Annotated in this window: 22 protein-coding genes; 17 read left to right on the plus strand and 5 right to left on the minus strand. The window is 73.0% G+C overall.

The genetic code is table 11. The annotated features are described in order from the left end of the window. Positions 1 to 51: 51 nt before the first annotated feature. From PSEJ35_RS0103540 to fabG, 6 genes are read left to right on the plus strand one after another with little or no spacing between them, the layout of a single operon-like run. A complete protein-coding gene (locus tag PSEJ35_RS0103540) occupies positions 52 to 339 on the plus strand; it encodes a dehydratase (protein ID WP_028916597.1) in 288 nt (95 codons plus the stop codon). Continuing rightward, positions 332 to 1333, plus strand: a complete 1002-nt coding sequence (locus tag PSEJ35_RS15255) for an acyltransferase (RefSeq protein WP_037082267.1) — start codon at positions 332 to 334, stop codon at positions 1331 to 1333. The genes PSEJ35_RS0103540 and PSEJ35_RS15255 overlap by 8 nt, the downstream gene beginning before the upstream one ends. Next, on the plus strand, positions 1254 to 1916 hold the full coding sequence (locus tag PSEJ35_RS0103550; RefSeq protein ID WP_051412463.1) for a LolA-related protein: 663 nt from the start codon (positions 1254 to 1256) through the stop codon (positions 1914 to 1916). Before PSEJ35_RS15255 ends, PSEJ35_RS0103550 begins: the two co-directional genes overlap by 80 nt. Next, on the plus strand, positions 1913 to 4261 hold the full coding sequence (locus tag PSEJ35_RS0103555; RefSeq protein WP_028916599.1) for an MMPL family transporter: 2349 nt from the start codon (positions 1913 to 1915) through the stop codon (positions 4259 to 4261). The genes PSEJ35_RS0103550 and PSEJ35_RS0103555 overlap by 4 nt, the downstream gene beginning before the upstream one ends. Continuing rightward, positions 4258 to 4701 carry a phosphotransferase gene (locus PSEJ35_RS0103560; RefSeq protein ID WP_028916600.1) on the plus strand — a complete coding sequence of 148 codons (444 nt, stop codon included), beginning with the start codon at positions 4258 to 4260 and terminating at the stop codon, positions 4699 to 4701. Before PSEJ35_RS0103555 ends, PSEJ35_RS0103560 begins: the two co-directional genes overlap by 4 nt. A gap of 57 nt (positions 4702 to 4758) precedes the next feature. Then, positions 4759 to 5499, plus strand: coding sequence for a 3-oxoacyl-ACP reductase FabG (gene fabG, locus PSEJ35_RS0103565; RefSeq protein ID WP_028916601.1), 741 nt, complete (start codon positions 4759 to 4761; stop codon positions 5497 to 5499). 15 nt (positions 5500 to 5514) lie between these two features. On the opposite strand, the gene PSEJ35_RS15260 is transcribed toward fabG, so the two are convergent. From PSEJ35_RS15260 to PSEJ35_RS0103580, 3 genes are read right to left on the minus strand one after another with little or no spacing between them, the layout of a single operon-like run. Beyond that, positions 5515 to 6285 (minus strand): glycosyltransferase family 2 protein, encoded by a 771-nt coding sequence (locus PSEJ35_RS15260; protein ID WP_037082271.1) that lies wholly within the window; start codon positions 6283 to 6285, stop codon positions 5515 to 5517. Next, a complete protein-coding gene (locus PSEJ35_RS0103575) occupies positions 6278 to 7051 on the minus strand; it encodes a beta-ketoacyl synthase chain length factor (protein ID WP_028916602.1) in 774 nt (257 codons plus the stop codon). The genes PSEJ35_RS15260 and PSEJ35_RS0103575 overlap by 8 nt, the downstream gene beginning before the upstream one ends. Beyond that, on the minus strand, positions 7048 to 8235 hold the full coding sequence (locus PSEJ35_RS0103580) for a beta-ketoacyl-[acyl-carrier-protein] synthase family protein (RefSeq protein WP_028916603.1): 1188 nt from the start codon (positions 8233 to 8235) through the stop codon (positions 7048 to 7050). The genes PSEJ35_RS0103575 and PSEJ35_RS0103580 overlap by 4 nt, the downstream gene beginning before the upstream one ends. Positions 8236 to 8436: 201 nt before the next feature. Between PSEJ35_RS0103580 and PSEJ35_RS15265 the strand changes: the two genes are divergently transcribed. Beyond that, positions 8437 to 8715, plus strand: a complete 279-nt coding sequence (locus tag PSEJ35_RS15265; protein ID WP_024868501.1) for a YcgL domain-containing protein — start codon at positions 8437 to 8439, stop codon at positions 8713 to 8715. Beyond that, positions 8708 to 11995 (plus strand): ankyrin repeat domain-containing protein, encoded by a 3288-nt coding sequence (locus PSEJ35_RS0103590; protein ID WP_028916604.1) that lies wholly within the window; start codon positions 8708 to 8710, stop codon positions 11993 to 11995. Before PSEJ35_RS15265 ends, PSEJ35_RS0103590 begins: the two co-directional genes overlap by 8 nt. Positions 11996 to 12489: 494 nt before the next feature. On the opposite strand, the gene rho is transcribed toward PSEJ35_RS0103590, so the two are convergent. Together rho and trxA are read right to left on the minus strand one after the other, a co-directional pair. After that, positions 12490 to 14202 carry a transcription termination factor Rho gene (gene rho / locus PSEJ35_RS0103595; RefSeq protein WP_028916605.1) on the minus strand — a complete coding sequence of 571 codons (1713 nt, stop codon included), beginning with the start codon at positions 14200 to 14202 and terminating at the stop codon, positions 12490 to 12492. Positions 14203 to 14422: 220 nt separating this feature from the next. Continuing rightward, a complete protein-coding gene (gene trxA / locus PSEJ35_RS0103600) occupies positions 14423 to 14761 on the minus strand; it encodes a thioredoxin TrxA (RefSeq protein ID WP_024868518.1) in 339 nt (112 codons plus the stop codon). Between the two features lie 208 nt (positions 14762 to 14969). On the opposite strand from trxA, the gene rhlB reads away from it, so the two are divergent. The 9 genes from rhlB (at position 14970) to PSEJ35_RS0103645 (ending at position 23820) form a co-directional block, all read left to right on the plus strand. After that, positions 14970 to 16700, plus strand: coding sequence for an ATP-dependent RNA helicase RhlB (gene rhlB, locus PSEJ35_RS0103605; protein ID WP_028916606.1), 1731 nt, complete (start codon positions 14970 to 14972; stop codon positions 16698 to 16700). Between the two features lie 648 nt (positions 16701 to 17348). Next, on the plus strand, positions 17349 to 18035 hold the full coding sequence (ftsE, locus tag PSEJ35_RS0103610) for a cell division ATP-binding protein FtsE (RefSeq protein ID WP_028916607.1): 687 nt from the start codon (positions 17349 to 17351) through the stop codon (positions 18033 to 18035). Further along, the gene (gene ftsX, locus PSEJ35_RS0103615; RefSeq protein ID WP_028916608.1) at positions 18032 to 19006 is read left to right on the plus strand and encodes a permease-like cell division protein FtsX; all 975 of its coding nucleotides are present in this window, start codon (positions 18032 to 18034) and stop codon (positions 19004 to 19006) included. Before ftsE ends, ftsX begins: the two co-directional genes overlap by 4 nt. After that, positions 19006 to 19836 carry a response regulator gene (locus PSEJ35_RS0103620; RefSeq protein WP_028916609.1) on the plus strand — a complete coding sequence of 277 codons (831 nt, stop codon included), beginning with the start codon at positions 19006 to 19008 and terminating at the stop codon, positions 19834 to 19836. Before ftsX ends, PSEJ35_RS0103620 begins: the two co-directional genes overlap by 1 nt. A gap of 32 nt (positions 19837 to 19868) precedes the next feature. After that, positions 19869 to 20621 carry a uracil-DNA glycosylase gene (gene ung, locus PSEJ35_RS0103625; RefSeq protein WP_051412464.1) on the plus strand — a complete coding sequence of 251 codons (753 nt, stop codon included), beginning with the start codon at positions 19869 to 19871 and terminating at the stop codon, positions 20619 to 20621. Between the two features lie 181 nt (positions 20622 to 20802). Next, positions 20803 to 21216, plus strand: a complete 414-nt coding sequence (locus tag PSEJ35_RS0103630; protein ID WP_028916611.1) for a DoxX family protein — start codon at positions 20803 to 20805, stop codon at positions 21214 to 21216. Next, positions 21213 to 21923 carry a pirin family protein gene (locus tag PSEJ35_RS0103635; RefSeq protein WP_028916612.1) on the plus strand — a complete coding sequence of 237 codons (711 nt, stop codon included), beginning with the start codon at positions 21213 to 21215 and terminating at the stop codon, positions 21921 to 21923. Before PSEJ35_RS0103630 ends, PSEJ35_RS0103635 begins: the two co-directional genes overlap by 4 nt. 234 nt (positions 21924 to 22157) lie before the next feature. Next, the gene (rpoH, locus tag PSEJ35_RS0103640; RefSeq protein ID WP_028916613.1) at positions 22158 to 23036 is read left to right on the plus strand and encodes an RNA polymerase sigma factor RpoH; all 879 of its coding nucleotides are present in this window, start codon (positions 22158 to 22160) and stop codon (positions 23034 to 23036) included. A 160-nt stretch (positions 23037 to 23196) separates the two neighbouring features. After that, positions 23197 to 23820 (plus strand): trimeric intracellular cation channel family protein, encoded by a 624-nt coding sequence (locus PSEJ35_RS0103645; RefSeq protein ID WP_028916614.1) that lies wholly within the window; start codon positions 23197 to 23199, stop codon positions 23818 to 23820. Positions 23821 to 23826: the final 6 nt, after the last annotated feature.

Here is a 23826-nt window from a genome sequence, read left to right on the forward strand (position 1 = left end):
GCGCCGGCCGCGCCCTGCCACCGGCTTGCCCGCGCCGACTATCCTTGGCCGATGCGCTTTTCGATCCCGCCCGACCATCCCTGCCTGGACGGCCACTTCCCCGGACGCCCGCTGGTGCCCGGCGTGGTCCTGCTGGAGCACGTGCTGCAGGCGATCGAGGCCGCGCACGCGCCGGCCACGCCGCTGCGCCTGCCCCAGGTGAAGTTCCTGCGCCCGTTGTTGCCGGGGCAGGTCGCCGAGGTGGTGCTGGACGGCGTCGCCCCGCGCTGGCGCTTCGAGGTCCGCGGCGAGGACGGCGTGCTGGCGCGCGGCGAAGTGCGCGAGGCCACGCATGGCTGAGCCGGCCGCCGCGGCGTGGAAGCAGCGTCCCGAAGGCGGGACGCGGGCCTCGCTCGGCCTGATCGTGGCCATCGCCCGCTACGGCGGGCGCCGGCTGGCGCGGCTGTGCCTGTACCCGATCACCGCCTATTTCCTGCTGGTGCGCGGGCCGGAGCGGCGTGCCTCGCGGGCGTGGCTGTCGCGCGTGCATGGACGCCCGGCCGGGCTGCTGGCGGGGGCGCGGCACATCCACTGCTTCGCCGCGACCATCCTCGACCGGCTGTTCCTGCTCGGCGGCCGCCTGGACCGCTTCGATATCCGCGTGCACGGCCTGGCGCCGCTGGAGGCGCTGCTCGACCAGGGGCGCGGCGCGTTGCTGTTCGGCTCGCACCTGGGCAGCTTCGACGCACTGCGGGTGCTGTCGAAGCGCCGTCCCGGCCTGCAGGTGCGGATCGTGCTCGACAAGGGCCACAACCCGGTGCTCACCAGCATCTTCGATTCGCTGGACCCGGAACTGGCGCGCGGCGTGATCGACGGCGCCCAGCCCGGCGCGGCGATCGCCCTGGAGATCCAGCACGCGCTGCAGGAAGGCGCGCTGGTGGCGCTGCTGGTGGACCGCGCGCAACCGCACGAGGACACCGCCGGCGTGCCCTTCATGGGCACGCCGGCGCGCCTGCCGCTGACCCCGTGGCGACTGGCCGCGGTGCTGCAGGCACCGGTGCTGTTGTGCTTCGGCCTGTACCGCGGCGGCAACCGCTACGACCTGCACTTCGAACCCTTCCTCGATCCCCGGGTCAAAGGGGTGCCGGCGCGCGGCGAGCGGGCGGCGTGGCTGCAGCGCCAGGTCGCCGCCTATGCGGCGCGGCTGGAGCACTACGCGCGGCTGGCACCGCTGAACTGGTTCAACTTCTACGATTTCTGGAGCGAGCAGACCGATGAAACGCCGACCGACCGCGCGCCTGCGCCTGGCGAGCCTGTGCTGCGCGACGGCGGCGCTGCCGTGCGCCGCGGCTGAGGCCGCCACGCCGGCGGTCGAGGCCGGGTGGGTGCTGCAGGCCGTCGCCCGCCCGGCGCCGAGCCGCACGCCGTTCGTCGAGCTGCGCGACTCGCCGATGCTGCGCGAACCGCTGCGCCTGCAGGGCGAGTACCGGCGCGAGGCCGACGGCAGCCTGGTGCGCCAGGTCGACGCGCCCTACCGCGAGACCACCACGCTGTCCGCCGGCGAGGCGGTGGTCCAGCGCGACGGCCGCGCGCCGCGCCGGATCGCCCTGGCGCAGGTACCGGAGCTGGCGGCGGTGCAGGCCGGTTTCGGCGCGCTGCTGGCCGGCGACCGCGCGCTGCTGGAGAAGACCTACACGGTGAGCGCCGAAGGCGCGCGCGAGGCGTGGACCCTGCGCCTGGTGCCGCGCGATCCGAAGCTGGCCGCGGCGCTGCGCCACATCGACCTGCACGGTCGCGGCGCGGAACTGCGCTGCGTGGAGAACCAGCCGGCCAAGGGCCCGCCGCAGCTGACCCTGATGGCCGGCGCCGCCGCGGCCGCGTCCGGCGTCGCCGACGCGTCGAAGCTGGCGGCGCTGTGCCGGGACGGCCAGCGGTGAGGACAGCCCCCCCGCGCGGCTTCGGCCGCGCCGCCCTGCTGCTGGCCTGGCTGGCGCTGCTGGCCCTGGCCGCCTGGGCGCTGGGCCGGCACCTGCGCATGGAGGAGGACCTGCGCAGCTTCCTGCCCGCGCCGCGCACGCCGGCACAGGTGCTGCTGATGGACGAGCTGGGCGAGGGCCCGGGCTCGCGGGTGCTGTTGCTGGCCCTGTCCGGGGCGGAGCCGGAGGTGCTGGCCGCGCGCTCGCAGGCGCTGCGCGCGCAGCTGGCTGCGCAGGCGGCCGTGGCGCAGGTGGCCAATGGCGACGACGCGGGCCTGGACGCGATCCCCGGACACCTGCGTCCGTACCGCTACCTGCTCTCGCCGACCCTGGATACGCAACCGCTGGATGCGGCGTTCCTCCGCGACGAACTGCAGCAGCGCGTGCAGGATCTCGGCTCGCCGGCGGCCGACCTGGTCGAGCCGCTGCTGCCATCCGATCCCACCCTCGAAACCCTGCGCCTGGCCGGGCAGTGGCAGCCGGCCAACGCACCCGAACGCCGCCATGGCGTGTGGTTCGACCGCGCCGGCGCGCAGGCGCTGCTGCTGGTGCAGACCCGCGCCGCCGGCTTCGACAGCGCCGGGCAGCAGCAGGCGGTCACCGCGATCCGCGAAGCGTTCGATGCCACCGGCAGCGCCGGCGATGGCGTGAAGCTCGAAATCTCCGGTCCCGGTGCCTTCGCCGTCGCGATCCGCGACCGCACCGAGCGGGAGATGGGCTGGATCGGCACCGCCGACACGCTGGGCCTGCTCCTGCTGCTGGGCCTGGCCTACCGGCGCTGGAGCATCCCGTGGCTGGGCGCGCTGCCGCTGGCCAGCGGCGGCCTGGCCGGGCTTGGCGCGGTGGCCCTGCTGTCCGGCGGCGGCGTGCACGGCATCACCATCGCCTTCGGCTTCACCCTGATCGGCGTGGCCCAGGATTACCCGATCCACTTCTTCAGCCACCTGCGTCCGGGCCAGTCGCCGCGCGACAGCGTGCGCGCGCTGTGGCCGACCCTGGTCACCGGCGTGGTCGCCACCTGCATCGCCTACGCGACCTTCCTGTTCTCCGGCGTCGAAGGCCTGCGCCAGCTGGCCGTGTTCACCATTGCCGGCCTCGCGGTCGCCGCGGCCTGCACGCGCTGGCTGCTGCCGCGGCTGGTGACGCCGGCGCGGCGCGATCCGGCCGATTCGCGTCTGCTCGCGCACCTGTGGCAGCGGGTGGAACGGCTGTCGCGCCCGCGCCTGGCGCTGGCTGTGGTCGGCCTGCTTGCGGCGGCGATCGTGGCGTTCGCGCCGGGTGCGTTCTGGCAGAACGACCTGTCGCGGCTGACGCCGGTGCCGCCGGCGGACCTGCAGCGCGACGCGCAGCTGCGCGCCGAACTGGGCGCGCCCGACGTGCGTTACCTGCTGGCGGTGCAGGGCGCGGATGCCGACGCCGCGCTGGCCGCCTCCGGACAGCTGCTGCCGCAACTGCGCCAGTTGCAGGCCGCCGGCGTGCTCGACGGCTACGACCTGGCCGCGCGCTACCTGCCCGCCGCGGCGACCCAGCGCGCACGCCAGCAGGCGCTGCCCGACGAACCGCAGCTGCGCGCCATGCTGGGCGAGGCGCTGGCCGGCACGCCCTTCCGCGAGGACGCCTTCGAGGCGTTCGTGGAAGATGTCGCGGCCGCGCGCGAAGCCGCGCCGCTGGGCATCGACGACCTTGCCGGCACGCCGCTGGAACTGGCGGTATCGGGCCTGCTGCTGCGCGGCGGCGACCACGCCACCGCGCTGGTCTCGCTCACCGGCCTGCACGATCCGCAAGCGCTGGCGGAGGCGATGGCACCGCTCGGCGCGCAGCTGCTCGACCTCAAGCAGGCATCCGAATCGCTGGTCGCGCAGTGGCGCATGCGCCTGCTCGGCGCGCTGGCGGTGGCGGCGCTGCTGCTGGCCGCCACGGTGTGGCTGGCGCTGCGCGAGCCGCGCCGGGTGCTGCGGGTGCTGGCGCCGATGGCGCTGGCCACGGTGCTGATCCTGGCGGTGCTGCGGCTGGGCGGGATCGAGCTGAACCTGTTCCACCTGGTCTCGCTGATCCTCGCCGCCGGCCTGGGCCTGGACTACGCGCTGTTCTTCGACCACGCCGGCGACGACCGCGCCGACCAGCTGCGCACCCTGCATGCCCTGGTCGTGTGCAGCCTGACCACGCTGCTGGTGTTCAGCCTGCTGGCGCTGTCCTCGATCCCGGTGCTGCGGGCGATCGGCAGCACGGTGGCGCTGGGCGTGTTGTTCAACTTCGTGCTGGCACTGCTGATCGCGCGGCGGCCGGCACGGGAGGTCGCGCCATGAACTCAGGCGGGGTCGACCGCGAAGGCATCCTTGCCCTGGTCCCGCACCAGGGGCCGATGTGCCTGTGGGACGAAGTGGTCGAGTGGAACCTGCGCACCATCCGCCTGCGCGCGCGCAACCACGTCGATCCGGCGCATCCGCTGCGCGCGCGCGACCGCCTGCACGCGGTGGCGCTGTGCGAGTACGGTGCCCAGGCGATGGCCGTGCACGGCGGCCTGCTTGCCCGGGCGCAGGGGGGCAGGGCCGCTGCCGGCGTCCTGGTCGCGCTGCGCGAGGTCCAGCTTCATGTCGAACGTATCGACGACCTGCCCGGCGCGATCGAGGGCCAGGCCGAACTGGTCGCCGCCGGCGAGGCCAGCCAGCAGTACGTGTTCCGCCTGTTCCACGAAGGCCGGCTGCTGGCGCAGGGCCGCGCCGCGGCGATGCTCGGCCCGGCGTAGCGCGCCGCCGCACCCGCCGCCACGCACAGGGCCCGCGCGCGCTGGCAGAATCGCGCGATGGACCAGACCCGTACCCTTCCGCGCCGCGCCCTGGTCACCGGCGGCAGCGGCGACATCGGCGGCGCGATCTGCCAGGCCCTGGCCGCGGCCGGCATGGACGTGGTCGTGCACGCCAACAGCAACCTGGCCCGCGCCGAAGCGGTGGTCGCGGCGATCCGCGCCGCCGGCGGCAGGGCAGAAGCGGTCGCCTTCGACGTCGCCGACGGCGCCGCCACCGCCGCGGCGATGGAGTCGCTGCTGGCCGCCGGCCCGGTCGACGCGCTGGTCAACAACGCCGGCATCCACGACGACGCGCCGATGGCCGGCATGGACGACGCGCGCTGGCACCGCGTCATCGACGTGTCGCTGCACGGCTTCTTCCACGTCACCCGCCCGCTGCTGCTGTCGATGGCGCGCAGGCGCTGGGGCCGCATCGTCAGCGTGTCCTCGGTGGCGGCGGTGCTCGGCAACCGCGGCCAGACCAACTACGCCGCGGCCAAGGCCGCGCTGCACGGCGCGTCGAAGTCGCTGGCACGGGAAATGGCCAGCCGCGGCATCACCGTCAATGTGATCGCCCCCGGCGTGATCGAGGGCGCGATGGCCGGCGGGCAGTTCCCGCCGGAGGTGCTCAAGCAGATGGTGCCGGCCGCGCGCGCCGGCAGGCCGGAGGAAGTGGCGGCGCTGGTCGCGTTCCTGTGCTCCGAGTCCGCCGGCTACATCAACGGCCAGGTCATCGGGATCAACGGCGGCATGGCCTGATGCCGCCGAGGCGCCTCAGTCGCGGTCGATCAGCGGTGCCTGCGCGCGCACCCGCGCGTACTCGCGCCACACATCGCCGTGCTTGAGCACCTGCCGCACCACGTGCGAGGTGATCCGGTACAGGTCGCGCAGCGGGCGGAAGTGGCTGCGCCGCAGCGGGCCGCCGTCGTCGCCGCGGTAGCGCGTTTCCACCGGCACCGACACGCAGCGCACGCCGAGCTGGCGCGCGGCCGAGATCAGCATCTGCGCCTCGAATACGAAGTCCTCGCCGGGCACGTCGCGCAGCGCGACCACCTCGGCCGGGTAGTAGCGCTGCCCGCTCTGGGTGTCGGCGATGCGGTGGCCGGCGGCCCAGGCCACGCCCCAGTCGCCGAAGGCGTTGGCCGCGCGCCGGTGCGGCGGCGCGGCCGCGCGGTGGCGCAGGCGCGCGCCGATGATGATGTGGTCCGGATGGCGCGCGGCCGCGGCCAGCAGCCGCGGCAGGTCGGAAGGGTCGTGCTGGCCGTCGCCGTCGAGGGTGAGCACGCCGCGCGCGCCACGCGCCAGCGCCTCGGCGAAACCGCTGCGCAGCGCCGCGCCCTTGCCGCGCCGCTGCGGATGGCGCAGCACCGTCACCGGCAGGTCGCGCAGGCAGTCGCCGGTGCCGTCGTCCGAACCGTCGTCGACCACGATCACCCACGGCACGTGGCGCAGGCATTCCTCGACCACCTGGCGGATCCGCAGCGCCTCGTTGAGTGCCGGGATCACCACCGCCACCTCGCCGTCGCGGCGGGCCGGCTCAGCCATGGCCCAGGCCCACGCGCAGGCGCCGGCCTTCGCCGGCCGGCAGGAACGCGCTGCCGTCTCCACGGGCCAGCGCCTCGAACAGGGCCAGCGCCGGGGCCATGGCGTTGCCGGGGGCGACGCGTTCCGGCGCAGCAGGCGCTTCGCCGTCTTCCAGTTGCAGGGTGAGCGTGCGTGCGCCGGCTGCGGCCGGCGCCAGCACCAGGGCCACGCCGAGCAGGCCTTCGCTGTGGGCCAATTCGCGCAGCAGGCCAGGCGAGGCGCCGTCGTAGCCGGCCAGCAGCACCGCCGGCGCGCCGCCATGCAGCTGCGCCACGGCCTCGAGCAGGCCCATGGCGAAACCGGCACGGCCGGCGCTGAGCGCGGTGGCCGGTTCCATCGCGCCGCTGGCGATGGTCCAGTAGCCGGCGGCGGCGTTGTGCACCGAATTGTGGAAGCGGGTCGGCGACAGCTCGCGCGGGGCGCGGGCCAGGGTCTGGCACAGGTGTTCGGTGATCGCCAGGTCGCCGTAGGTGGACACGAACACCGACGGCAGGCCGGACGGTTCGCGGCCGGCATCCAGGCACGCCGCCTGCGCCGCTTCCAGCGCCACCAGCACCGTGTCCGGCGCGCGGCGACGCTCGTTCGGCGGCAGCAACGCCGGTGCCGGGCGGGTGGCGCTGGCGGCCGCTTCGCCGGCGACGAGCGCGCGGTAACTGGCCCACGACGGCGCCTGCGGCGCCCACAGGCCGATGCCTTCGATGGTGGCGGTCAGCGTGGTCGCGTTCATTCGCGGGCGAATACCAGGGAGCAGTTGTTGCCGCCGAAGCCGAAGGCGTTGTTCATCGCCAGCGTGACCGGCCGCCATTCGGTAGTGAAGCGGATCTGCGGACCGCAGGCCGGATCCGCCTCGCTGCTGTTGAGCGTGCCCGGCAGCAGGCCCTCTTCCAGCGCCAGCAGCGCGAACACCGATTCGACGATGCCGGCGGCGCCGAGGGTGTGCCCGGTCCAGCCCTTGGTCGAACTCGCGTGCAGGCTGGCAGGGAACAGTCCGGCCACGGCCGCGGCTTCGACGCTGTCGTTGGCCGGCGTGGCGGTGCCGTGCAGGTTGAGGTAGCCGATCGCCGAAGGCTCCAGGCCGGCGCGGGCCAGCGCCTCGCGCATCGCGCGCAGCGCGCCCAGGCCCTGCGGATGCGGCGCGGACATGTGGTGGGCGTCGCTGGACTCGCCGTAGCCGCGCAGCCAGCCGCGCACCGGCGTGGCCGGTTCGCGCTCGAGCAGGGCGAAGCCGCCGGCCTCGCCCAGCGACAGGCCGTCGCGACGCCCGTCGAACGGGCGGCAGGGATCGGCCGAGACCAGCTGCAGCGCGTTGAACCCGTACAGCACGCTGCCGCACAGGGTGTCGACGCCACCGACGATGGCCGCGTCGGCGATGCCGGCGTGCAGCATCCGCGCCGCCAGCGCGAACACCTTGGCGCTGGACGAGCAGGCGGTGGCCACGGTCAGGCACGGCCCGCGCGCGCCGCTGGCCAGGGCGACGAAATCGCCCAGCGCATGCGGGGTGTGCACCTGCAGCCGGGCCAGCGCTTCCGGCAGCCGCCCGTCCTGCTGGCGGGCGTAGGCGGTCTCGGTCTCGCCGATGCTGGAGGTCGAGGTGCCGACGATCACCGCCACCCGGGTCGCGCCGTGCCGCGCCACCGCGGCCGCGGCCGCCGCGGCGAAGCCGTCCTGCTGCAGCGCCCGCCAGGCCAGACGGTGGTTGCGTGATTCCCAGTCCGCGAAGCGCGTCGGCAGCGGCGCATCCTCGAGGCCGTCCACGCGTCCGATCCAGCAGGCGAGCGAGGCCTCGCCGTAGTCGCCGAAGTCGTTGCGGCGCAGGCCGCTGCGCCCGGAGGCCAGGGCCTCGCGCTGCGCCTCCAGTCCGGCGCCGAGCGCGGTGGTAGCGGTGTAGGCGGTGATCGCGAGCGGGGCGATCCGGGGCGGGGACGTGGCGGGCTGCAAGCAGGGCTGGCGTCGGGCGGTTGGCTGGCGAGTATAGCCAGCGGCCGGGCGGGGCCGCGTCTGCGCAAAGATGAATCGATTCGGCGCTGATTTGCCGGCGTTCCCGCGCTTTCGCCCCTGCGCCATTTCCTCCACAATCCCCGCATTCCCCCGTGCAGGGCGCGGCACGCGCGCATGCAAGCCTACGTATACAAGAGCCTCCGCAGAGCCGACACCTACGTGTTCCTCGCTGCCCGCGACGATTTCGCGCGGCTGCCCGAACCGGTGCGCGCGCGGTTGGGCGAGCTGTCCTTCGTCCTGGAAGTGGCGCTGACCCCCGACCGGCGCCTGGCCCAGTCCGACCCCGCCGTGGTCCGCGCCAACCTGGCCGCGCACGGTTTCCACCTGCAGCTGCCGCCGGTCGAGGCCGCCCGCGCGGCCGCCGCGCAGGACCCGGAGCCATCCGATGGATAGGCCCGCCGCCCGCGTGCCCCGCGCCGCGACGCTGGCGCTGGCCGCCGGCGTGGTGCTGGTCCTGCTGGGCGGCCTGGGCGGTGCGGTCGCCGCGGTCGCCGCGATCCTGGCCCAGCCGGCGCTGGCCCTCGGCGTGTCGTGGTGGCGCGGGACCCGCGGCGCCGCGCACCCGGCCGTGCTGGTCGGCGACGTACTGCCGCTGCTGGGCCTGTGGGCCGGCACCGCGGTACTGGCCGGCCTGCTGGTGGCCTGGCCGCTGGCGGCGCTGCGCGAAAGCGGCAGCCTGGGCGCGGCGCTCGGCCTGAGTGTGATGGCCAGCGCGGTGCTGCTGGGCCTGTGGCGCACCTGGCCGGTCTGGCATGCGCTGGAGCGCAGCGGCGGCCGCCTGCCCGGGCTGTGGCGGCGCCTGCCGCTGCAGGACGCCGGCAGCTGGGGCGGCCTGGGCGTGGCGGCGATGCTGGCGCTGGTGCTGGCCGCGATCCTGCTGCTGGCCTGGCCGGAACTGCTGCCCGAGGCCTGGCGCTGGCCGCTGGCCGGCGCGTGCGCGCTGCTGTTCCCCGCCCTGCACGTGCTGGTGCAGCGGGCGCCGGCACCGGTCGAGGTGGCCACGCCGCTGGATTTCCTTGCCACCGCCGCGGCCCCGGCCGCACCCGAACCGCTGCCAGTCACCGGCGACCTGGTGGCCGAGCTCTATGCCGCCGCCCGCGGCGGCCGCGTCGAGCGCGCCCTGCAGCTGCTGGACGCCGGCGCCGATCCGCATGCCCCGCCGCCGCCGGGCGAACGCGACCGCCGCAGCCTGGCGGCGCTGGCCGCGGTGCTGCCGGACCTGACCCTGCTGCGCGCGCTGATCGCCCGCGGCGTCGACCTCAACGCCTGCGAAGGCGGCATGACCCCGCTGCTGGCCGCGACCCGCGACAGCTGGCACGGCCGGCCCGAGGCGGTGATGACCCTGCTGGCCAATGGCGCCGACCCGCGCGCCACCGACGCCGACGGCAACACCCCGCTGCACCACGCCGCGCGCAGCACCGACCCGGGCGTGGCCGCGCTGCTGCGCGATGCCGGCGCCGAGATCGATGCGCTCAACCACGAAGGCCATTCGCCGCTGGGCGTGGCCTGCGCCGCCGGCAACTGGCGCCTGGCCAAGTTCCTGCTCGAGCGCGGCGCCCTGGCCGAGCCGCCAGGCGGGCAGCCGGCGCTGCTGGCCGCCGCCGCAGCTGACGAGGACGACCCGGCCGGCGTGCAGCTGCTGCTGCGCTTCAAGGCCAGGGTCGGCACGCCCGGCCGTGACGGCCGCACCGCCCTGCACGAGGCGGCCCTGGCCGGCCATGCCGACATCGTCGCCACCCTGCTGGCCGCCGGCGCCGACGCGCAGGCGCGCGACCATGTCGGCCGCACGCCGTGGCTGGAGGCGGCGCGCGCGCTGCGCGGCCCGGTGCTGGAACAGCTGCTGGCGCACAAGGTCGACGTGAATGTGGTCGACACCGAGGGCCGCAACGCCCTGGTCCTGGCCGCCGGCGCGGAACAGGCTTCGCTGCCCCTGGTCCGGCGCCTGCTGGAGCTGGGCGTGGATCCGGACCGCGCCGACTACGCCGGGCGCCGCGCGGTCGACGTCGCCGCCGAATGCGGCCGCTGGGCGATCGTCTCGGCGCTGGATCCGTCCTATCCGCTGCCGGCCGCGGTGGCCGACGCCGCCGGCGACAGCCCGGTCGCCGACGAGCGCCCGCCGCTGGCCCTGCTGCACGAAGGCCTGCAGGCCGGGCGCATGGACGGGCTCGATGCGCTGGCGCGGCTGTGCGATCCGGCCGAGCTGGCCCGCCTGCTCCACGATCCGCTGCTGCGCCTGCAGCCGTCCGCGGTGGAATGGCTGCTGGCCCATGGCGCCGATCCGGAAACGATGGTCGCCGGCGAGACCGCGCTGAGCGCGCTGCTCGATCAGGGTGGCGACGCCGCCGCCTCGCTGCAGGTGCTGCTCGCCCATGGCGCCTCGCCCGCCGGGGCCGGCGGCCTGGCCCGCTTCCTCGCCGCCTGCGTGCAGCGCGACCAGGCCGGGCGCGGCAACGAGCAGCTGGCGCTGGAACTGTTCCTGCACGGCGCCGATCCGTTCGCGGCGTCGCCGGCGGGCGATCCGCCGCTGTCGCTGGCGGTGCGGCTGGGCTGGCTGTGCCTGCTCGATGCGCTGCTGGACGCCGGCGTGGACCGCGAGGCCCGCGACGGCCACGGCATGACCGCGCTGCACCTGGCCGCGGCGCTGGGCCGCGAATCGGCGCTCAAGCGCCTGGTCGCGCAGGGCGCTTCGCCCGACGCGCGCGCCGCCGACGGCCAGACCCCGCTGGGCGTGGCCCTGGCCAGCGGCCGCCGCGACCTGGCCGACTGGCTCGACTGGCGCGGCTGGCCGCTGCCGAAGCGCCCGCTGCGCGCCGCAGACGTGGTCGCCGCGGCGATGGCCGGCGACGCCGACGCGGTGCGCCGCCTGCTCGAACTCGGCTTCCCGGTCGACGCGGTCGATTCGCAGGGCTGCACCGGCCTGTTGCGCGCCGCCGGCGGCGGCCACGCGGCGGCGGTGGACCTGCTGCTGGCCCGCGGCGCCAATCCGCAGCACGCGGCCAACAGCGGCGCGACCCCGCTGTCGGCGGCGGTGAGCATGCGCCAGACCGCGATCGTCAACGCGCTGCTGGACGCCGGCGCCGACCTCGAACACCGCCTGCCCGGCGGCGTCACCGTGCTGATGCTGGCCTCGGCGCTGGGCCTGCCGGACATCGCCGCGCGCCTGCTCACCGCCGGCGCGGACATCGACGCCGGCGACGGCCAGGGCCTGGCGCCGCTGCATTGCGCCGCGCTGTACGGCTTCACCGGCCGCGACCGCGCGCGCCTGCTGGCGCTGTTCGACACCCTGCTGCTGGCCGGCGCCGAGCCGGACATGCCGGCCGCCGGCGGCGTCACCCCGCTGCTGCTGCTGCTGGGTGCGCGCGCCGAGCCGGGCAGCGCCTGCGACGAGGGCGTGGTCCTGGCCGGCCTGGAACGGCTGCTGGAAGAGGGCGTGTCGCTGGAGTCGCAGGATCCGCGCGGCTTCGGTCCGTTGCACCTGGCTGCGCTGCACGGCCTGCGCGGCGTGGTCCAGCGCCTGCTGCGCGCCGGCGCCGACCCGGACCTGCGCGACACGCTCAACCGCAGCCCGCGCGAGATCGCGGTGATGCGCGGCTTCGTCGACGTGGCCGGCGAGTTCGCCCCGGCGCAGACCGGGGTATCGATGGCGCGCTTCCTGCGCGAACCGCGCGGCTGACCGCCCGACCGCGGCCGGCGCGGCACCGCCGCGCTCAGCGTTCCGGGTTCGGCGGCGGCCCGGCTGCGTCGTCCGCGGCGGCGGAATCCCGGTCCTTGCCGGCCGCGTCGGCGGCGAAGGGAGAGGAGGGTGGGTGTTCCGCTCTCAAGCGAATCGAGATAGGCGCGGACTTGGGCGAGGGCCAGCCACTTCCGGCGGTTCGCTTCGTCAAGGTCGCGGGTATGCAGGGCGCGTCGGATGTGCGTGTTCCCGACCCTGCCGCGTAGCGCGGCAGGTACCTTGATACGGATGTACCAAGACTGGCCCAGCTGCTGTAGGTAATGTCTCTTGCCCAATCCCCTGTCCTCGCGGTCAAGGGGTCCTTGAGCTGTCTGGTGGTCAAGGTTGGTGGTCAAACCCGGTGGTCAGACCGCCAATCCCGGCTCATCACTATCCCGATACGAACAGGGCCTCCGGTTGTCCGAAGGCCCTGCTTTCAAGCTATTTCCGATGGATTACCGCTTCATCGAGCTGAAGAACTCGTCGTTGGACTTGGTGTTCTTCATCTTGTCCAGCAGGAACTCCATCGCGCCGATCTCGTCCATCGGGTGCAGGAGCTTGCGCAGGATCCAGATCTTCTGCAGCAGTTCCGGCTCGATCAGCAGGTCCTCGCGGCGGGTGCCGGAGCGGTTGATGTCGATGGCCGGGAACACGCGCTTCTCGGCGATGCGGCGGCTCAGGTGCACCTCGGAGTTGCCGGTGCCCTTGAACTCCTCGTAGATCACCTCGTCCATCTTGCTGCCGGTGTCGATCAGCGCAGTCGCAATGATGGTGAGCGAGCCGCCTTCCTCGACGTTGCGCGCCGCGCCGAAGAAACGCTTCGGGCGGTGCAGGGCGTTGGCGTCGACGCCGCCGGTCAGGACCTTGCCCGAGGACGGCACCACGTTGTTGTAGGCGCGCGCCAGGCGGGTGATCGAGTCGAGCAGGATCACCACGTCCTTCTTGTGCTCGACCAGGCGCTTGGCCCGCTCGATCACCATCTCGGCGACCTGCACGTGGCGCGCGGCCGGCTCGTCGAAGGTCGAGGAGATGACCTCGCCGCGCACGGTGCGCTGCATCTCGGTCACTTCCTCCGGACGCTCGTCGATCAGCAGCACGATCAGGTGCACGTCCGGGTGGTTGGTCGTGATCGCGGTGGCGATCTGCTGCATCATCATCGTCTTGCCGGCCTTCGGCTGGGAGACGATCAGCGAGCGCTGGCCCTTGCCCTGCGGGGCCATCAGGTCGAGGATGCGGCCGGTGATGTCCTCGGTCGAACCGTCGCCGCGCTCCAGGCGGAAGCGCTTGCGCGGGAACAGCGGGGTCAGGTTCTCGAACAGGACCTTGTTCTTCGACGCTTCCAGCGGCTCGCCGTTGATGGTGTCGACCACGGCCAGGGCGAAGTAGCGCTCGCCGTCCTTCGGCCAGCGGATGCGGCCGGACAGGTGGTCGCCGGTGCGCAGGTTGAAGCGGCGGATCTGGCTGGGCGAGATGTAGGTGTCGTCCGGGCCGGCCAGGTAGCTGGCCTCGGCCGCGCGCAGGAAGCCGAAGCCGTCCGGCAGGATCTCCAGCACGCCGTCGGCCTGCACGCCCTCGCCGTGGCGGGTCAGCACCTTCAGCAGGGCGAAGATCACGTCCTGCTTGCGGGCGCGGGCCACGCCTTCGTGGATGTTCAGCTGCTCGGCGATCTCCAGCAGCTTGTGCGCGGGCATGCGCTTGAGGTCGCCCAGCGAGTACTGCGGGAAGCCTTCCGGCACGCTCGGATGCGGCCGCGGCGGCTGCTGCATCTGGTTGTTGCCGTTGTCGTCCTGCATGCCGCCGTCGTCGCGGAAGCGTTCGCGCTGGCGGTCGCGGCGGTTGCGGAAGCGGTCGCGGCGGTTGCGGCCGCCGCCCTCGCGCGGGTCGCGGTCGCCACCTTCGCCACCGCCCTGCGGCTGGCCGCCGGCACTGGCGCCAGGCTGCTGCGGGGCGGCGCCTTCGGCGGCCGGGGCGTTGTTGCTGGAAGCGTTGTCGCCGCCGGACTGGACCGGGGCGGGGGCCTGTGCGGGAGGCGCGGGCGGAGCAGCGGGCGCGGCCGGGGCGGCCGCTTCGCCGCCGGTGTCGGCGGTCTTGCTCACGCGCTTGCGCGCACGCTTCTCGGCGGGTGCGTCTTCGCTCCCGGGCGCTTCAGGCAGGGTGTTCTCGGACAAGATTGCGATTCCTCGCTGGTAGGTGCGAGCGCCCGGTGCGGGCGTTTGGGATCCTGGTGGGATGGGCCCGGCGGAGTGGTCCGCGGACAGGACGCGGCCACGGATCTGCGGCCGGCTGCACTGACACTAACACCGCCTCCGGCTGGCCGGCAAGCGGGCCACGCAAGCGGTTCAGGCGCTGTCGGGACGGCCTCCCCGGCCGTCCCGCAGGGCTTATTCCTCAGGCGGCGGCGCCGAGGGTACGGTCGATCATCTGGGTCAGCTGGCCCTTGCCGACGGCACCGACCTGGGTGGCCTGGATCTGGCCGTCCTTGAACAGCAGCAGCATCGGGATCGAGCGCACATGGTAGCGGATCGCGGTCGCGCGGTTCTGGTCGATATTGACCTTGGCCACCTTCACCCGGCCTTCATAGGCCTCGGCCAGCTCGTCCACGATGGGCGAGATCATCTTGCAGGGGCCGCACCATTCGGCCCAGAAATCGACGAGAACCGGTTCCTGGGACTGCAGCACGGCGCTGTCGAAATCGGCATCGCCGACGTGCATCACCTTGTCGTTCACTTTGTATCTCCGTGATTGCCGGCGCCGGCGGAAACGGGGCCGGCGGCGCCTTTGGGGTAAACTGGGGCGTTTCGCGGAGAAGTCAAGGGGGCTACCGTCCCCCCGACGGCCGCGCGATCCGACGACGGCCCGCAGTGTGCGGCGCGCCGGAAACCGATGCAAGCCGCCCACCGCCACACGCTGCGACGGGCCTCATGAAGACTGGATGATGAGCGACAAACCGCTGACCGATGTAGCTTTTTCCTCGTTCGACCTGCACCCGGCGCTGCTCGCCGGCCTGGAGGCGGCGGGCTTCACCCGCTGCACCCCGATCCAGGCCATGACCCTGCCGGTGGCGCTTGCCGGGCGCGATGTCGCCGGCCAGGCCCAGACCGGCACCGGCAAGACCCTGGCCTTCCTGGTGGCGGTGATCAACCGCCTGCTGACCCGCCCGGCCCTGGCCGACCGCAAGGTCGAGGACCCGCGCGCGCTGATCCTGGCCCCGACCCGCGAACTGGCCATCCAGATCCACAAGGACGCGATGAAGTTCGCCTCCGACCTGGGCCTGAAGTTCGCCCTGGTCTACGGCGGCGTGGACTACGACAAGCAGCGCGAGCTGCTGCAGAAGGGGGCCGACGTGATCATCGCCACCCCCGGTCGCCTGATCGACTACGTCAAGCAGCACAAGGTCGTGTCCCTGCACGCCTGCGAGGTCTGCGTGCTGGACGAGGCCGACCGCATGTTCGACCTGGGCTTCATCAAGGACATCCGCTTCCTGCTGCGGCGCATGCCGGAGCGCACCACCCGCCAGACCCTGCTGTTCTCGGCCACCCTCAGCCACCGCGTGCTGGAGCTGGCCTACGAGCACATGAACGAGCCGGAGAAGCTGGTGGTGGAGGCCGAGACGGTCACCGCCGCGCGCGTGCGCCAGAAGCTGTACTACCCGGCCGACGAGGAGAAGCTGCCGCTGCTGCTGGGCCTGCTGTCGCGCAGCGAAGGCGCGCGCACGATGATCTTCGTCAACACCAAGGCCTTCGTGGAGCGGGTGGCGCGGGCGCTGGAGAAGGCCGGCTACCGCGTCGGCGTGCTGTCCGGCGACGTGCCGCAGAAGAAGCGCGAGTCGCTGCTGAAGAAGTTCCAGGCCGGCCAGCTGGAGATCCTGGTGGCCACCGACGTGGCCGCCCGCGGCCTGCACATCGACGGCGTGAAGTACGTCTACAACTACGACCTGCCGTTCGACGCGGAGGACTACGTCCACCGCATCGGCCGTACCGCCCGCCTCGGCGAGGAGGGCGACGCGATCAGCTTCGCCTGCGAGCGCTATGCGATGTCGCTGCCGGACATCGAGGCCTACATCGAGCAGAAGATCCCGTCCGAGCCGGTCACCGCGGAGCTGCTGACCGCGCTGCCGCGCCCGGAGCGTCCGAAGCCGGAAGTGGCCGGGGGCGAGGAAGACGACGGCGAGAGCATCGGCCAGATCTTCCGCGAGGCGCGCGAGCAGCGTGCCGCCGAGGAGGAGCGTCGTGGTGGCGGCCGTTCGCGCGGCGGCCGCAGGGGTGGCCGCAGTGGCAGCGGCGAACGTCGCGAGGGCGAGCGCCGTCCGCGCCGCAAGCCGCAGGGCGAGGGCGCGACCGTCGCCGGTGGCGAGGCCCAGGCGGCCGCGCCGGAACGCGCGCCGCGTCCGCAGCCGCCGGCTGCCGAGGCCGGTGCTGTTCCGGCGGTGGGCGAGGGCGAGCGCGCGCCGCGCAAGCGCCGGCGTCGTCGTCGCGGCAAGCCGGTGGACGGCACAGTGCCGGCCGGCGACCAGTCCAATCCGTCCGCGGTGCCGGCGATCCGCCAGTCGGCGCCGTCGGTGCGCGGCCAGGCGTCGGCCCAGGCGCCCGCCCCGGCCAAGGACACAAAGCGCGAGTCGCTGCTGGGCCGCATCGGCCGCAAGCTGCGTTCGCTGGTCGGCGGCTGACGCTGCGGGGTTTGCCGGACCTTTGCGTCCGGCTTGTGGCTGTCTTGCCGCCCTTGCCGTTCCGCCATCTTGATGACGACAAAGGCAAAGGCAAAGGCAACCGCAAAGGCAACCGCATCAGCGTGGGCGAGCTTCGGAGGGAGCCGCGGCAGCGCGGGGGTATGGCGCATCGCGCGGTTCCGCCATCCTTGGCTCCAACGCGCGAACGCAGGCCATCCATGGCCTGCTTGCGCCATACCCCCACGCTGCCGCGTCTTCGGGCGCGTTCCGGTCGTGGCTTCGTTCGTTTCTCCCCTCTTCCTCCGGGGTGGGGCGGCATGTTTGCGCGCCGGGACGCGGAGCTGGGCAGGGGAAAGGGTGGGGATCCCGACGGCGCTGGCACACCTACCTCTCCCCAACCACTCTCCCGGCGGGAGAGGAGCCATGTAGAGCGGGACTTGCCCCGCTGCTTTTCGCGCACGCCGGGACATCCAGCGGGGAGTCGGGCGGGCCCGACTCTACGGCGCGGCGGGCGTGGCGCCTTCGGGGCGTCGGGAGCGGGGCGGGGACTCTCCCGACGGATGCGGGTCGGGGAGCAGGGGTGGTCGCTGGCCGGAAGGTCGGGTGCTGCCCTGTCGACGGGGACCCGCCGACCTGCATAATCGCCGCATGAGCGTGCTGCGATTCGAGAGCGTCAGCAAACAGTACCCCGGCGGCCACCAGGCGCTGGTGGACGTGAGTTTCGAGGTCGACGAGGGCGAGATGCTGTTCGTCACCGGGCACTCGGGCGCGGGCAAGAGCACGCTGCTCAAGCTCATCCACCTGGCCGAGCGGCCCAGCCGCGGCACCGTGCTGTTCGGCGAGCGCAACCTGCAGCGCGTGCGCGGCGGCAAGGTGGCGATGCACCGCCGCGAGGTCGGGGTGGTCTACCAGGACCACCGCCTGCTGACCGACCGCACGATCGGCGAGAACGTGGCCCTGCCGCTGATCCTGCGCGGCACGCGTCGCGCCGAGATCGGCAAGCGGGTGCGTTCGGTGCTCGAGCGCATGGGCCTGGGCCACCGCGAGAAGGCGCTGCCCTCGCAGCTGTCGGCCGGCGAACAGCAGCGCGTGGGCATTGCCCGCGCGATCATCGCCGAGCCGCGCCTGCTGGTGGCCGACGAACCCACCGGCAACCTCGACCCGACCCTGTCGGCCGAGATCATGGAACTGTTCGCCGGCCTGCCCGAGCGCGGCACCAGCGTGCTGGTGGTCAGCCACGACCTGCCGCTGCTCAAGCGCATGCGCAAGCGCGTGCTGGTGCTGGACCACGGTCGCCTGGTCGACGACATCTCCCCGCAGGACCTGGCCGAATGAACGCCGCGACCAGGCCCGCCCGCGGCAACGGCGCCGCTCCCGCATCCCCGTCGCGGCTGCGCGTGTGGTTCGACCAGCACGTGCACAGCCTGGCCTTCAGCCTCGGCCGCGCGCTGCGCAAGCCGTGGGCGACGCTGCTGACAGTGGCGGTGATGGGGCTGGCCCTGGCGCTGCCGCTGGGCCTGTCGATCGTGATGGACAACCTGCGCCACTTCGCCGGCAGCGTGCAGGAGTCGCGCGAGATCAACCTGTTCCTGAAGGTGGACGTGGACGCGAAGGGCGCGGCGAAGCTGGCCGACACGCTGCGCGCGCGCGGCGATGTGGCCGCGGTGGAGCTGCGAACCCCGGAGCAGGCGCTGGAGGAATTCCGCCGCAGCAGCGGGCTGGGCGATGCGCTGGACGTGCTCGGCGGCAATCCGCTGCCGAGCCTGCTGGTGGTGACCCCGGCCGCCGGCGACAGCGCCGCCGATGCGCGCCTGGCCCAGGCGCTGGAGGCGCTGCCGGAAGCCGACCTGGTCCAGCACGACGCGGTCTGGCGCCGGCGCCTGGATGCCTGGCTGGCGTTCGGCCAGCGCGTGGTCCTGGTGCTGTCGCTGCTGCTGGGGCTGGGCGCGCTGCTGGTGGTCGGCAACACCGTGCGCCTGGACATCCAGGCGCGGCGCGAGGAAATCGGCGTGCTGCAGCTGCTGGGCGCCAGCGACGGCTTCATCCGCCGGCCGTTCCTGTACCTCGGGGTCTGGTACGGCCTGGGCGCGGGGCTGCTGGCCCTGGCCCTGCTGGCGGGGGCGGGCGCCGCCCTGGACCAGCCGCTGGCCACCCTCACTGCCAGCTACGGGAGCCAGTTCTCGCTCAAGGGGCTGGATGTCCTGCACGGGTCGATGGTATTGGTTGGGACCGTCCTGCTGGGGTGGCTGGGGGCTTGGGCGGTCACTGGGCATTTCCTCCGGCAGACCCGGCCCACGGAGACCTGATGGCAGTCCGAGAGCTCAAGCACCTGATCAGCGATGCGCCGCGGGTGATGGTGGCCGACGGCTCGAAGCTGGTCCGCAAGCTGATCGGCGACGTGCTGCAGCGCGCGCTCCCGGGCGTGGAGGTGGTCGGCTGTGCCAGCGTCGCCGAGGCGCGCGCGGCGCTGGAGGCCGGTGCGGTCGACCTGGTCACCACCGCGCTGGCGTTGCCCGACGGCGACGGCCTGGAGCTGGCCCGCAGCGTGCGCGAGGCCGCGGGGCAGGCCTACGTGCCGGTGATCGTCGTGTCCGGCGACGCGCAGCAGCACCTGATCGAGCGCCGCTTCACCGAGTTCGTCACCGACTACTTCGACAAGTCGCTGGGCCACGACGCGCTGGCCGAGTTCATCCGCGGCTACGTGCAGCCGCAGCCGATCGAAGGCGCCACCGTGCTGTACATCGAGGACAGCCGGGTGGTGGCCGAGGCGACCAAGCGCATGCTCGAGCGCCAGCAGCTCAAGGTCATCCACGTGCTCACCGCCGAGGAGGCCTTCGCGCTGCTGACCGCCGAGTCGCTGGGCCGCATCCCCGAACGCATCGACCTGGTGCTCACCGACGTCACCCTCAAGGGCGAACTGAGCGGGCGCGACGTGGTCGAGCGCATCCGCGTCGACTTCGCCTACGGCAAGCGCCGCCTGCCGGTGCTGGTGATGACCGGCGACGGCAACCGCCACAACCAGTCCGGGCTGCTCAAGTCCGGCGCCAACGACCTGGTGCAGAAGCCGATCGAGGAACGCCTGCTGGTCACCAAGGTGCTGTTCCAGCTGCGCGTGGCCCGGCTGGAGCGCCGCTGACCCATGCCCATGCAGTACCCGCGGTCCGCTCGATGAGCGACGTCCCCGTTTCCGTGGACGACGCGGCCGCGCGCGCGGCGATCCGGCTGGAGCCGTCGTGGAAGGACCGCATCGGCGACTGGCTGCTGCGCCCGGACATGCGCGCGCTGTCGGAGTTCCTGCGCCAGCGCAAGGCGGCCGGGGCGCGGGTCTATCCGCCCGGACCGCAGCTGTTCGCCGCGTTCGACGCCACGCCGTTCGACCAGGTCAAGGTCGTCATCCTCGGCCAGGATCCGTACCACGGCCCGGGCCAGGCGCACGGGCTGTGCTTCTCGGTGCTGCCGGGCGTGGCGGTGCCGCCGTCGCTGGACAACATCTTCAAGGAGATCCGCCAGGAACTGGGGATCGAACGGCCCGACCACGGCTGCCTGCTGCCATGGGCGCGGCGCGGGGTGCTGCTGCTCAACGCCGTGCTGAGCGTGGAGGAGGGCCGTGCCGGCGCGCACCAGGGCAAGGGCTGGGAGGGCTTCACCGACCATGCCATCGAGACCCTGGCGCGGGAGCGCGAGGGCCTGGTGTTCCTGCTGTGGGGCAGCTACGCCCAGGCCAAGGGCAAGGTCATCGATCCGCGCCGCCACAAGGTGCTGAAGGCGCCGCATCCGTCGCCGCTGTCGGCGCACCGCGGGTTCTTCGGCTGCGGGCACTTCGCGGCGACCAACGAGTACCTGGTCCGGCGGGGCCAGGCGCCCATCGACTGGTCGCTGCCGCCGCGGGCGGAGGTCGAGGTATTGCTCCGCGCGGACTGAGGGCCGCGAGCCGCGACGCAGAACGGCCGGGGTGCCGGCCGGGGTTTTGTTGATATCAATGAAACGATCAGTAGATCCTACTGGTCTTTATTTCATTCGTGAATGCAATCATCCTGTCGGCCAATCGCAGGGCGCCCCCGATCCGCACGCCGCCGGATCCGCCCCGCGCATCGAGGCCGACATGAACCATCTCTACGCATTGCTGGGCCGCATCGGCCTGTCGCTGATCTTCATCGTTTCCGGCTGGGGCAAGCTGGCCGCCTATGCCGGTACCCAGCAGTACATGGAAAACATGGGCGTGCCGGGCGCGCTGCTGCCGCTGGTGATCGCCCTGGAAATCGGCGGGGGGCTGGCGGTGCTCGCCGGCATCTTCACCCGCAGCGCCTCGCTGGCCCTGGGCGCGTTCTCGCTGGCCACCGGACTGCTGTTCCATACCCACTTCGCCGACCCGAACCAGTTCATCCACCTGATGAAGAACGTGGCCCTGGCCGGCGGCTTCCTGATGCTGGCCGCCAACGGCGCCGGCGCCTTCAGCATCGACGCCTGGCGCCACGACCGCCGCATTTCCACCCTGACCCCCCGAGGTGCCCTGTGATCACCCTGCGACCGGCCGCCGAGCGCGGCCACGCCAACCACGGCTGGCTGGATTCCTGGCACAGCTTCTCCTTCGCCGGCTATTTCGATCCCGAGCACGTGCATTGGGGACCGCTGCGGGTGATCAACGAGGACCGCGTCGCCGCCGGGCAGGGCTTCGGCACCCACGGCCACCGCGACATGGAAATCATCAGCTACGTCCTGCAGGGCGCGCTGGCCCACAAGGACTCGATGGGCAACGTGGAGCGGATCCTGCCGGGCGAGGTGCAGCGGATGAGCGCCGGCACCGGCATCACCCACTCGGAGTTCAACCACGACCACGAGGGCACGACCCACTTCCTGCAGATCTGGATCCTGCCGGAGCGCAGCGGGATCGCCCCCGGCTACGAGCAGAAGCGCTTCGACGACGCGGAAAAGCGCGGCCGGCTGCGCCTGCTGGTCAGCCCGGACGCGGCCGACGGCTCGCTGCGCATCCACCAGGACGCGCGGATGTACGCCGGGCTGTTCGACGGGACCGAGGAGGGCCGGCTGGCCCTGGCCCCGGGCCGGCTCGGCTACGTCCACCTGGTCCGCGGCCGCGCCACGGTCAACGGCCGGCCGCTGGCCGCCGGCGACGCCCTGCTATACCGGGACGAGCCGGAGGTCCGGATCGAGGCCGGCAAGGAGGCCGAGGTCCTGGTCTTCGACCTGCCGGACCGGCCGGACTGAGGCCACCCCGGACTTATGGCAGGGGCCCTTGAAACCCCTGCCGGACGACCTCACATGGGATTGACGGACGGCGGCGCACCATGGCTCTGGCTGCGCCCGTCGCCGTTCAGAATTCGCAAGGTAACCTATTGATCTTGAATGGTCTCCCTGCGGCCTGGGACGTTGCATGGATGCAATGCAGGGAACCATTCCCGGTGTTAGCAGTCCAACCACCCGATTGCTAAGATGGATGCCATGACCCAGACCCGTTCCAATACCAGCCTGGTGGCCAACAACCTGCCGATTCCCAGCCCGCTGGGGTCGCTGGAGGCCTACATCAACGCCGTCCACCAGATCCCGGTGCTCAGCGTCGAGGCCGAGCAGGACCTGGCCCGCCGCTACCGGGACCATGAGGACCTGGACGCGGCCCGCGAACTGGTGCACTCGCACCTGCGCTTCGTCGTGCACGTGGCCCGGGGCTACAGCGGCTACGGCCTGCAGCTGGGCGACCTGATCCAGGAAGGCAACATCGGCCTGATGAAGGCGGTCAAGCGCTTCGACCCGGACCTGGGCGTGCGCCTGGTCAGCTTCGCCGTGCACTGGATCCGCGCGGAGATACACGAGTTCATCCTGAAGAACTGGCGCATCGTCAAGGTCGCCACGACCAAGGCCCAGCGCAAGCTGTTCTTCAACCTGCGCAAGGCCAAGACCCGCCTCGGCTGGATGAACGCCGCGGAAGTCAGCGCGGTGGCCAGGGACCTCAACGTTTCCGAGCGCGAAGTGCTGGAGATGGAAGCGCGCCTGTCCGGCCGCGACATCGGCTTCGATGCGCCGGCCGACGAGGACGACGACCACGCGCCACCGGCGCCGTCGGCCTACCTGGTCTCGCATGACGAGGACCCGTCGCTGGCCTACGAGCGTGCCGACAGCGAGGACCACCAGCTGGAGCTGCTCCGCGAAGGCCTCGCCAGCCTGGATGCGCGTTCGCGCGACATCGTCGCCCGCCGCTGGCTGGATGCCGACAGCAAGGTGACCCTGCAGGAGCTGGCCGACGAGTACGGCGTGTCCGCCGAACGCATCCGCCAGATCGAGGCGAATGCCATGAAGAAGATGCGCGCGCTGCTGGCGGCCTGATCGCCGCTGCAGTGCGACACCGACGGCCCGGGACCTCCCGGGCCGTTTTGTTTGTGCGAACCGGACGCGTCGCGCTCGCCCACCAGGCGCGCCGCGGCGCGCCATGACAGCCGGGCGCATCGCTGCGAGGCTTGCCCCCGACCCTGGAGTCCGACCTGCCGTGAGCCTGCTCCTGCTGCTGTTCGACCTGATCGGCACCTTCGTCTTCGCGCTCAGCGGCGGGACGCTGGCGGTGCGCTACCGGCTCGACTTCTTCGGCGTGCTGGTGCTGTCGTGCGCGGCGGCCGTATCCGGGGGGCTGGCGCGCGACGTGCTGATCGGCGCGCAGCCGCCGGCGGCGCTGGCCGACTGGCGCTACCTGGCCACGGCGATGCTCGCCGGCGTAGTGACCTTCTACCGCCACGAGGCGATCGAGCGCATGCGCAACCCGGTGCAGATCTTCGACGGCGCCGGCCTGGCGCTGTTCGCGGTGCTGGGCACGGGCAAGGCGCTGGACTTCGGCCTGTCGCCGTTCGCCGCGACCCTGCTGGGCATGCTCAGCGGCATCGGCGGCGGCGTCGCCCGCGACGTGCTGGTGGCGCGCACGCCGGTGGTGCTGCAGGCCGAGCTGTACGCGGTGGCGGCGCTGGCCGGTGGCGGCGTGGTCGCGCTGGCCGACGTGTTCGCGCTGCCACGCACGCCGGCGATGGCGCTCGGGGCGCTGGTCTGCTTCGGCCTGCGTTACATGGCGATCCGCCATGGCTGGCACCTGCCGGCGGCGCGGCTGCCGGAAGACCGCGCCTGAGCGGCG

The organism is Pseudoxanthomonas sp. J35 (assembly GCF_000513995.1).
Lineage (GTDB): Bacteria > Pseudomonadota > Gammaproteobacteria > Xanthomonadales > Xanthomonadaceae > Pseudoxanthomonas.

Excerpts from the sequence above, each read along its gene's own strand:
- fabG (WP_028916601.1), top strand. The coding sequence starts at position 4,759 with ATGGACCAGACCCGTACCCTTCCGCGCCGCGCCCTGGTCACCGGCGGC.
- PSEJ35_RS0103560 (WP_028916600.1), top strand. The coding sequence starts at position 4,258 with ATGAACTCAGGCGGGGTCGACCGCGAAGGCATCCTTGCCCTGGTCCCG.
- ftsE (WP_028916607.1), top strand. The coding sequence starts at position 17,349 with ATGAGCGTGCTGCGATTCGAGAGCGTCAGCAAACAGTACCCCGGCGGC.
- PSEJ35_RS0103630 (WP_028916611.1), top strand. The coding sequence starts at position 20,803 with ATGAACCATCTCTACGCATTGCTGGGCCGCATCGGCCTGTCGCTGATC.
- PSEJ35_RS0103590 (WP_028916604.1), top strand. The coding sequence starts at position 8,708 with ATGGATAGGCCCGCCGCCCGCGTGCCCCGCGCCGCGACGCTGGCGCTG.
- PSEJ35_RS15260 (WP_037082271.1), bottom strand. The coding sequence starts at position 6,285 with ATGGCTGAGCCGGCCCGCCGCGACGGCGAGGTGGCGGTGGTGATCCCG.
- rpoH (WP_028916613.1), top strand. The coding sequence starts at position 22,158 with ATGACCCAGACCCGTTCCAATACCAGCCTGGTGGCCAACAACCTGCCG.
- PSEJ35_RS15255 (WP_037082267.1), top strand. The coding sequence starts at position 332 with ATGGCTGAGCCGGCCGCCGCGGCGTGGAAGCAGCGTCCCGAAGGCGGG.
- ftsX (WP_028916608.1), top strand. The coding sequence starts at position 18,032 with ATGAACGCCGCGACCAGGCCCGCCCGCGGCAACGGCGCCGCTCCCGCA.
- rhlB (WP_028916606.1), top strand. The coding sequence starts at position 14,970 with ATGAGCGACAAACCGCTGACCGATGTAGCTTTTTCCTCGTTCGACCTG.
- PSEJ35_RS0103575 (WP_028916602.1), bottom strand. The coding sequence starts at position 7,051 with ATGAACGCGACCACGCTGACCGCCACCATCGAAGGCATCGGCCTGTGG.
- PSEJ35_RS0103550 (WP_051412463.1), top strand. The coding sequence starts at position 1,254 with ATGAAACGCCGACCGACCGCGCGCCTGCGCCTGGCGAGCCTGTGCTGC.
- PSEJ35_RS0103540 (WP_028916597.1), top strand. The coding sequence starts at position 52 with ATGCGCTTTTCGATCCCGCCCGACCATCCCTGCCTGGACGGCCACTTC.
- PSEJ35_RS15265 (WP_024868501.1), top strand. The coding sequence starts at position 8,437 with ATGCAAGCCTACGTATACAAGAGCCTCCGCAGAGCCGACACCTACGTG.
- ung (WP_051412464.1), top strand. The coding sequence starts at position 19,869 with ATGAGCGACGTCCCCGTTTCCGTGGACGACGCGGCCGCGCGCGCGGCG.
- PSEJ35_RS0103620 (WP_028916609.1), top strand. The coding sequence starts at position 19,006 with ATGGCAGTCCGAGAGCTCAAGCACCTGATCAGCGATGCGCCGCGGGTG.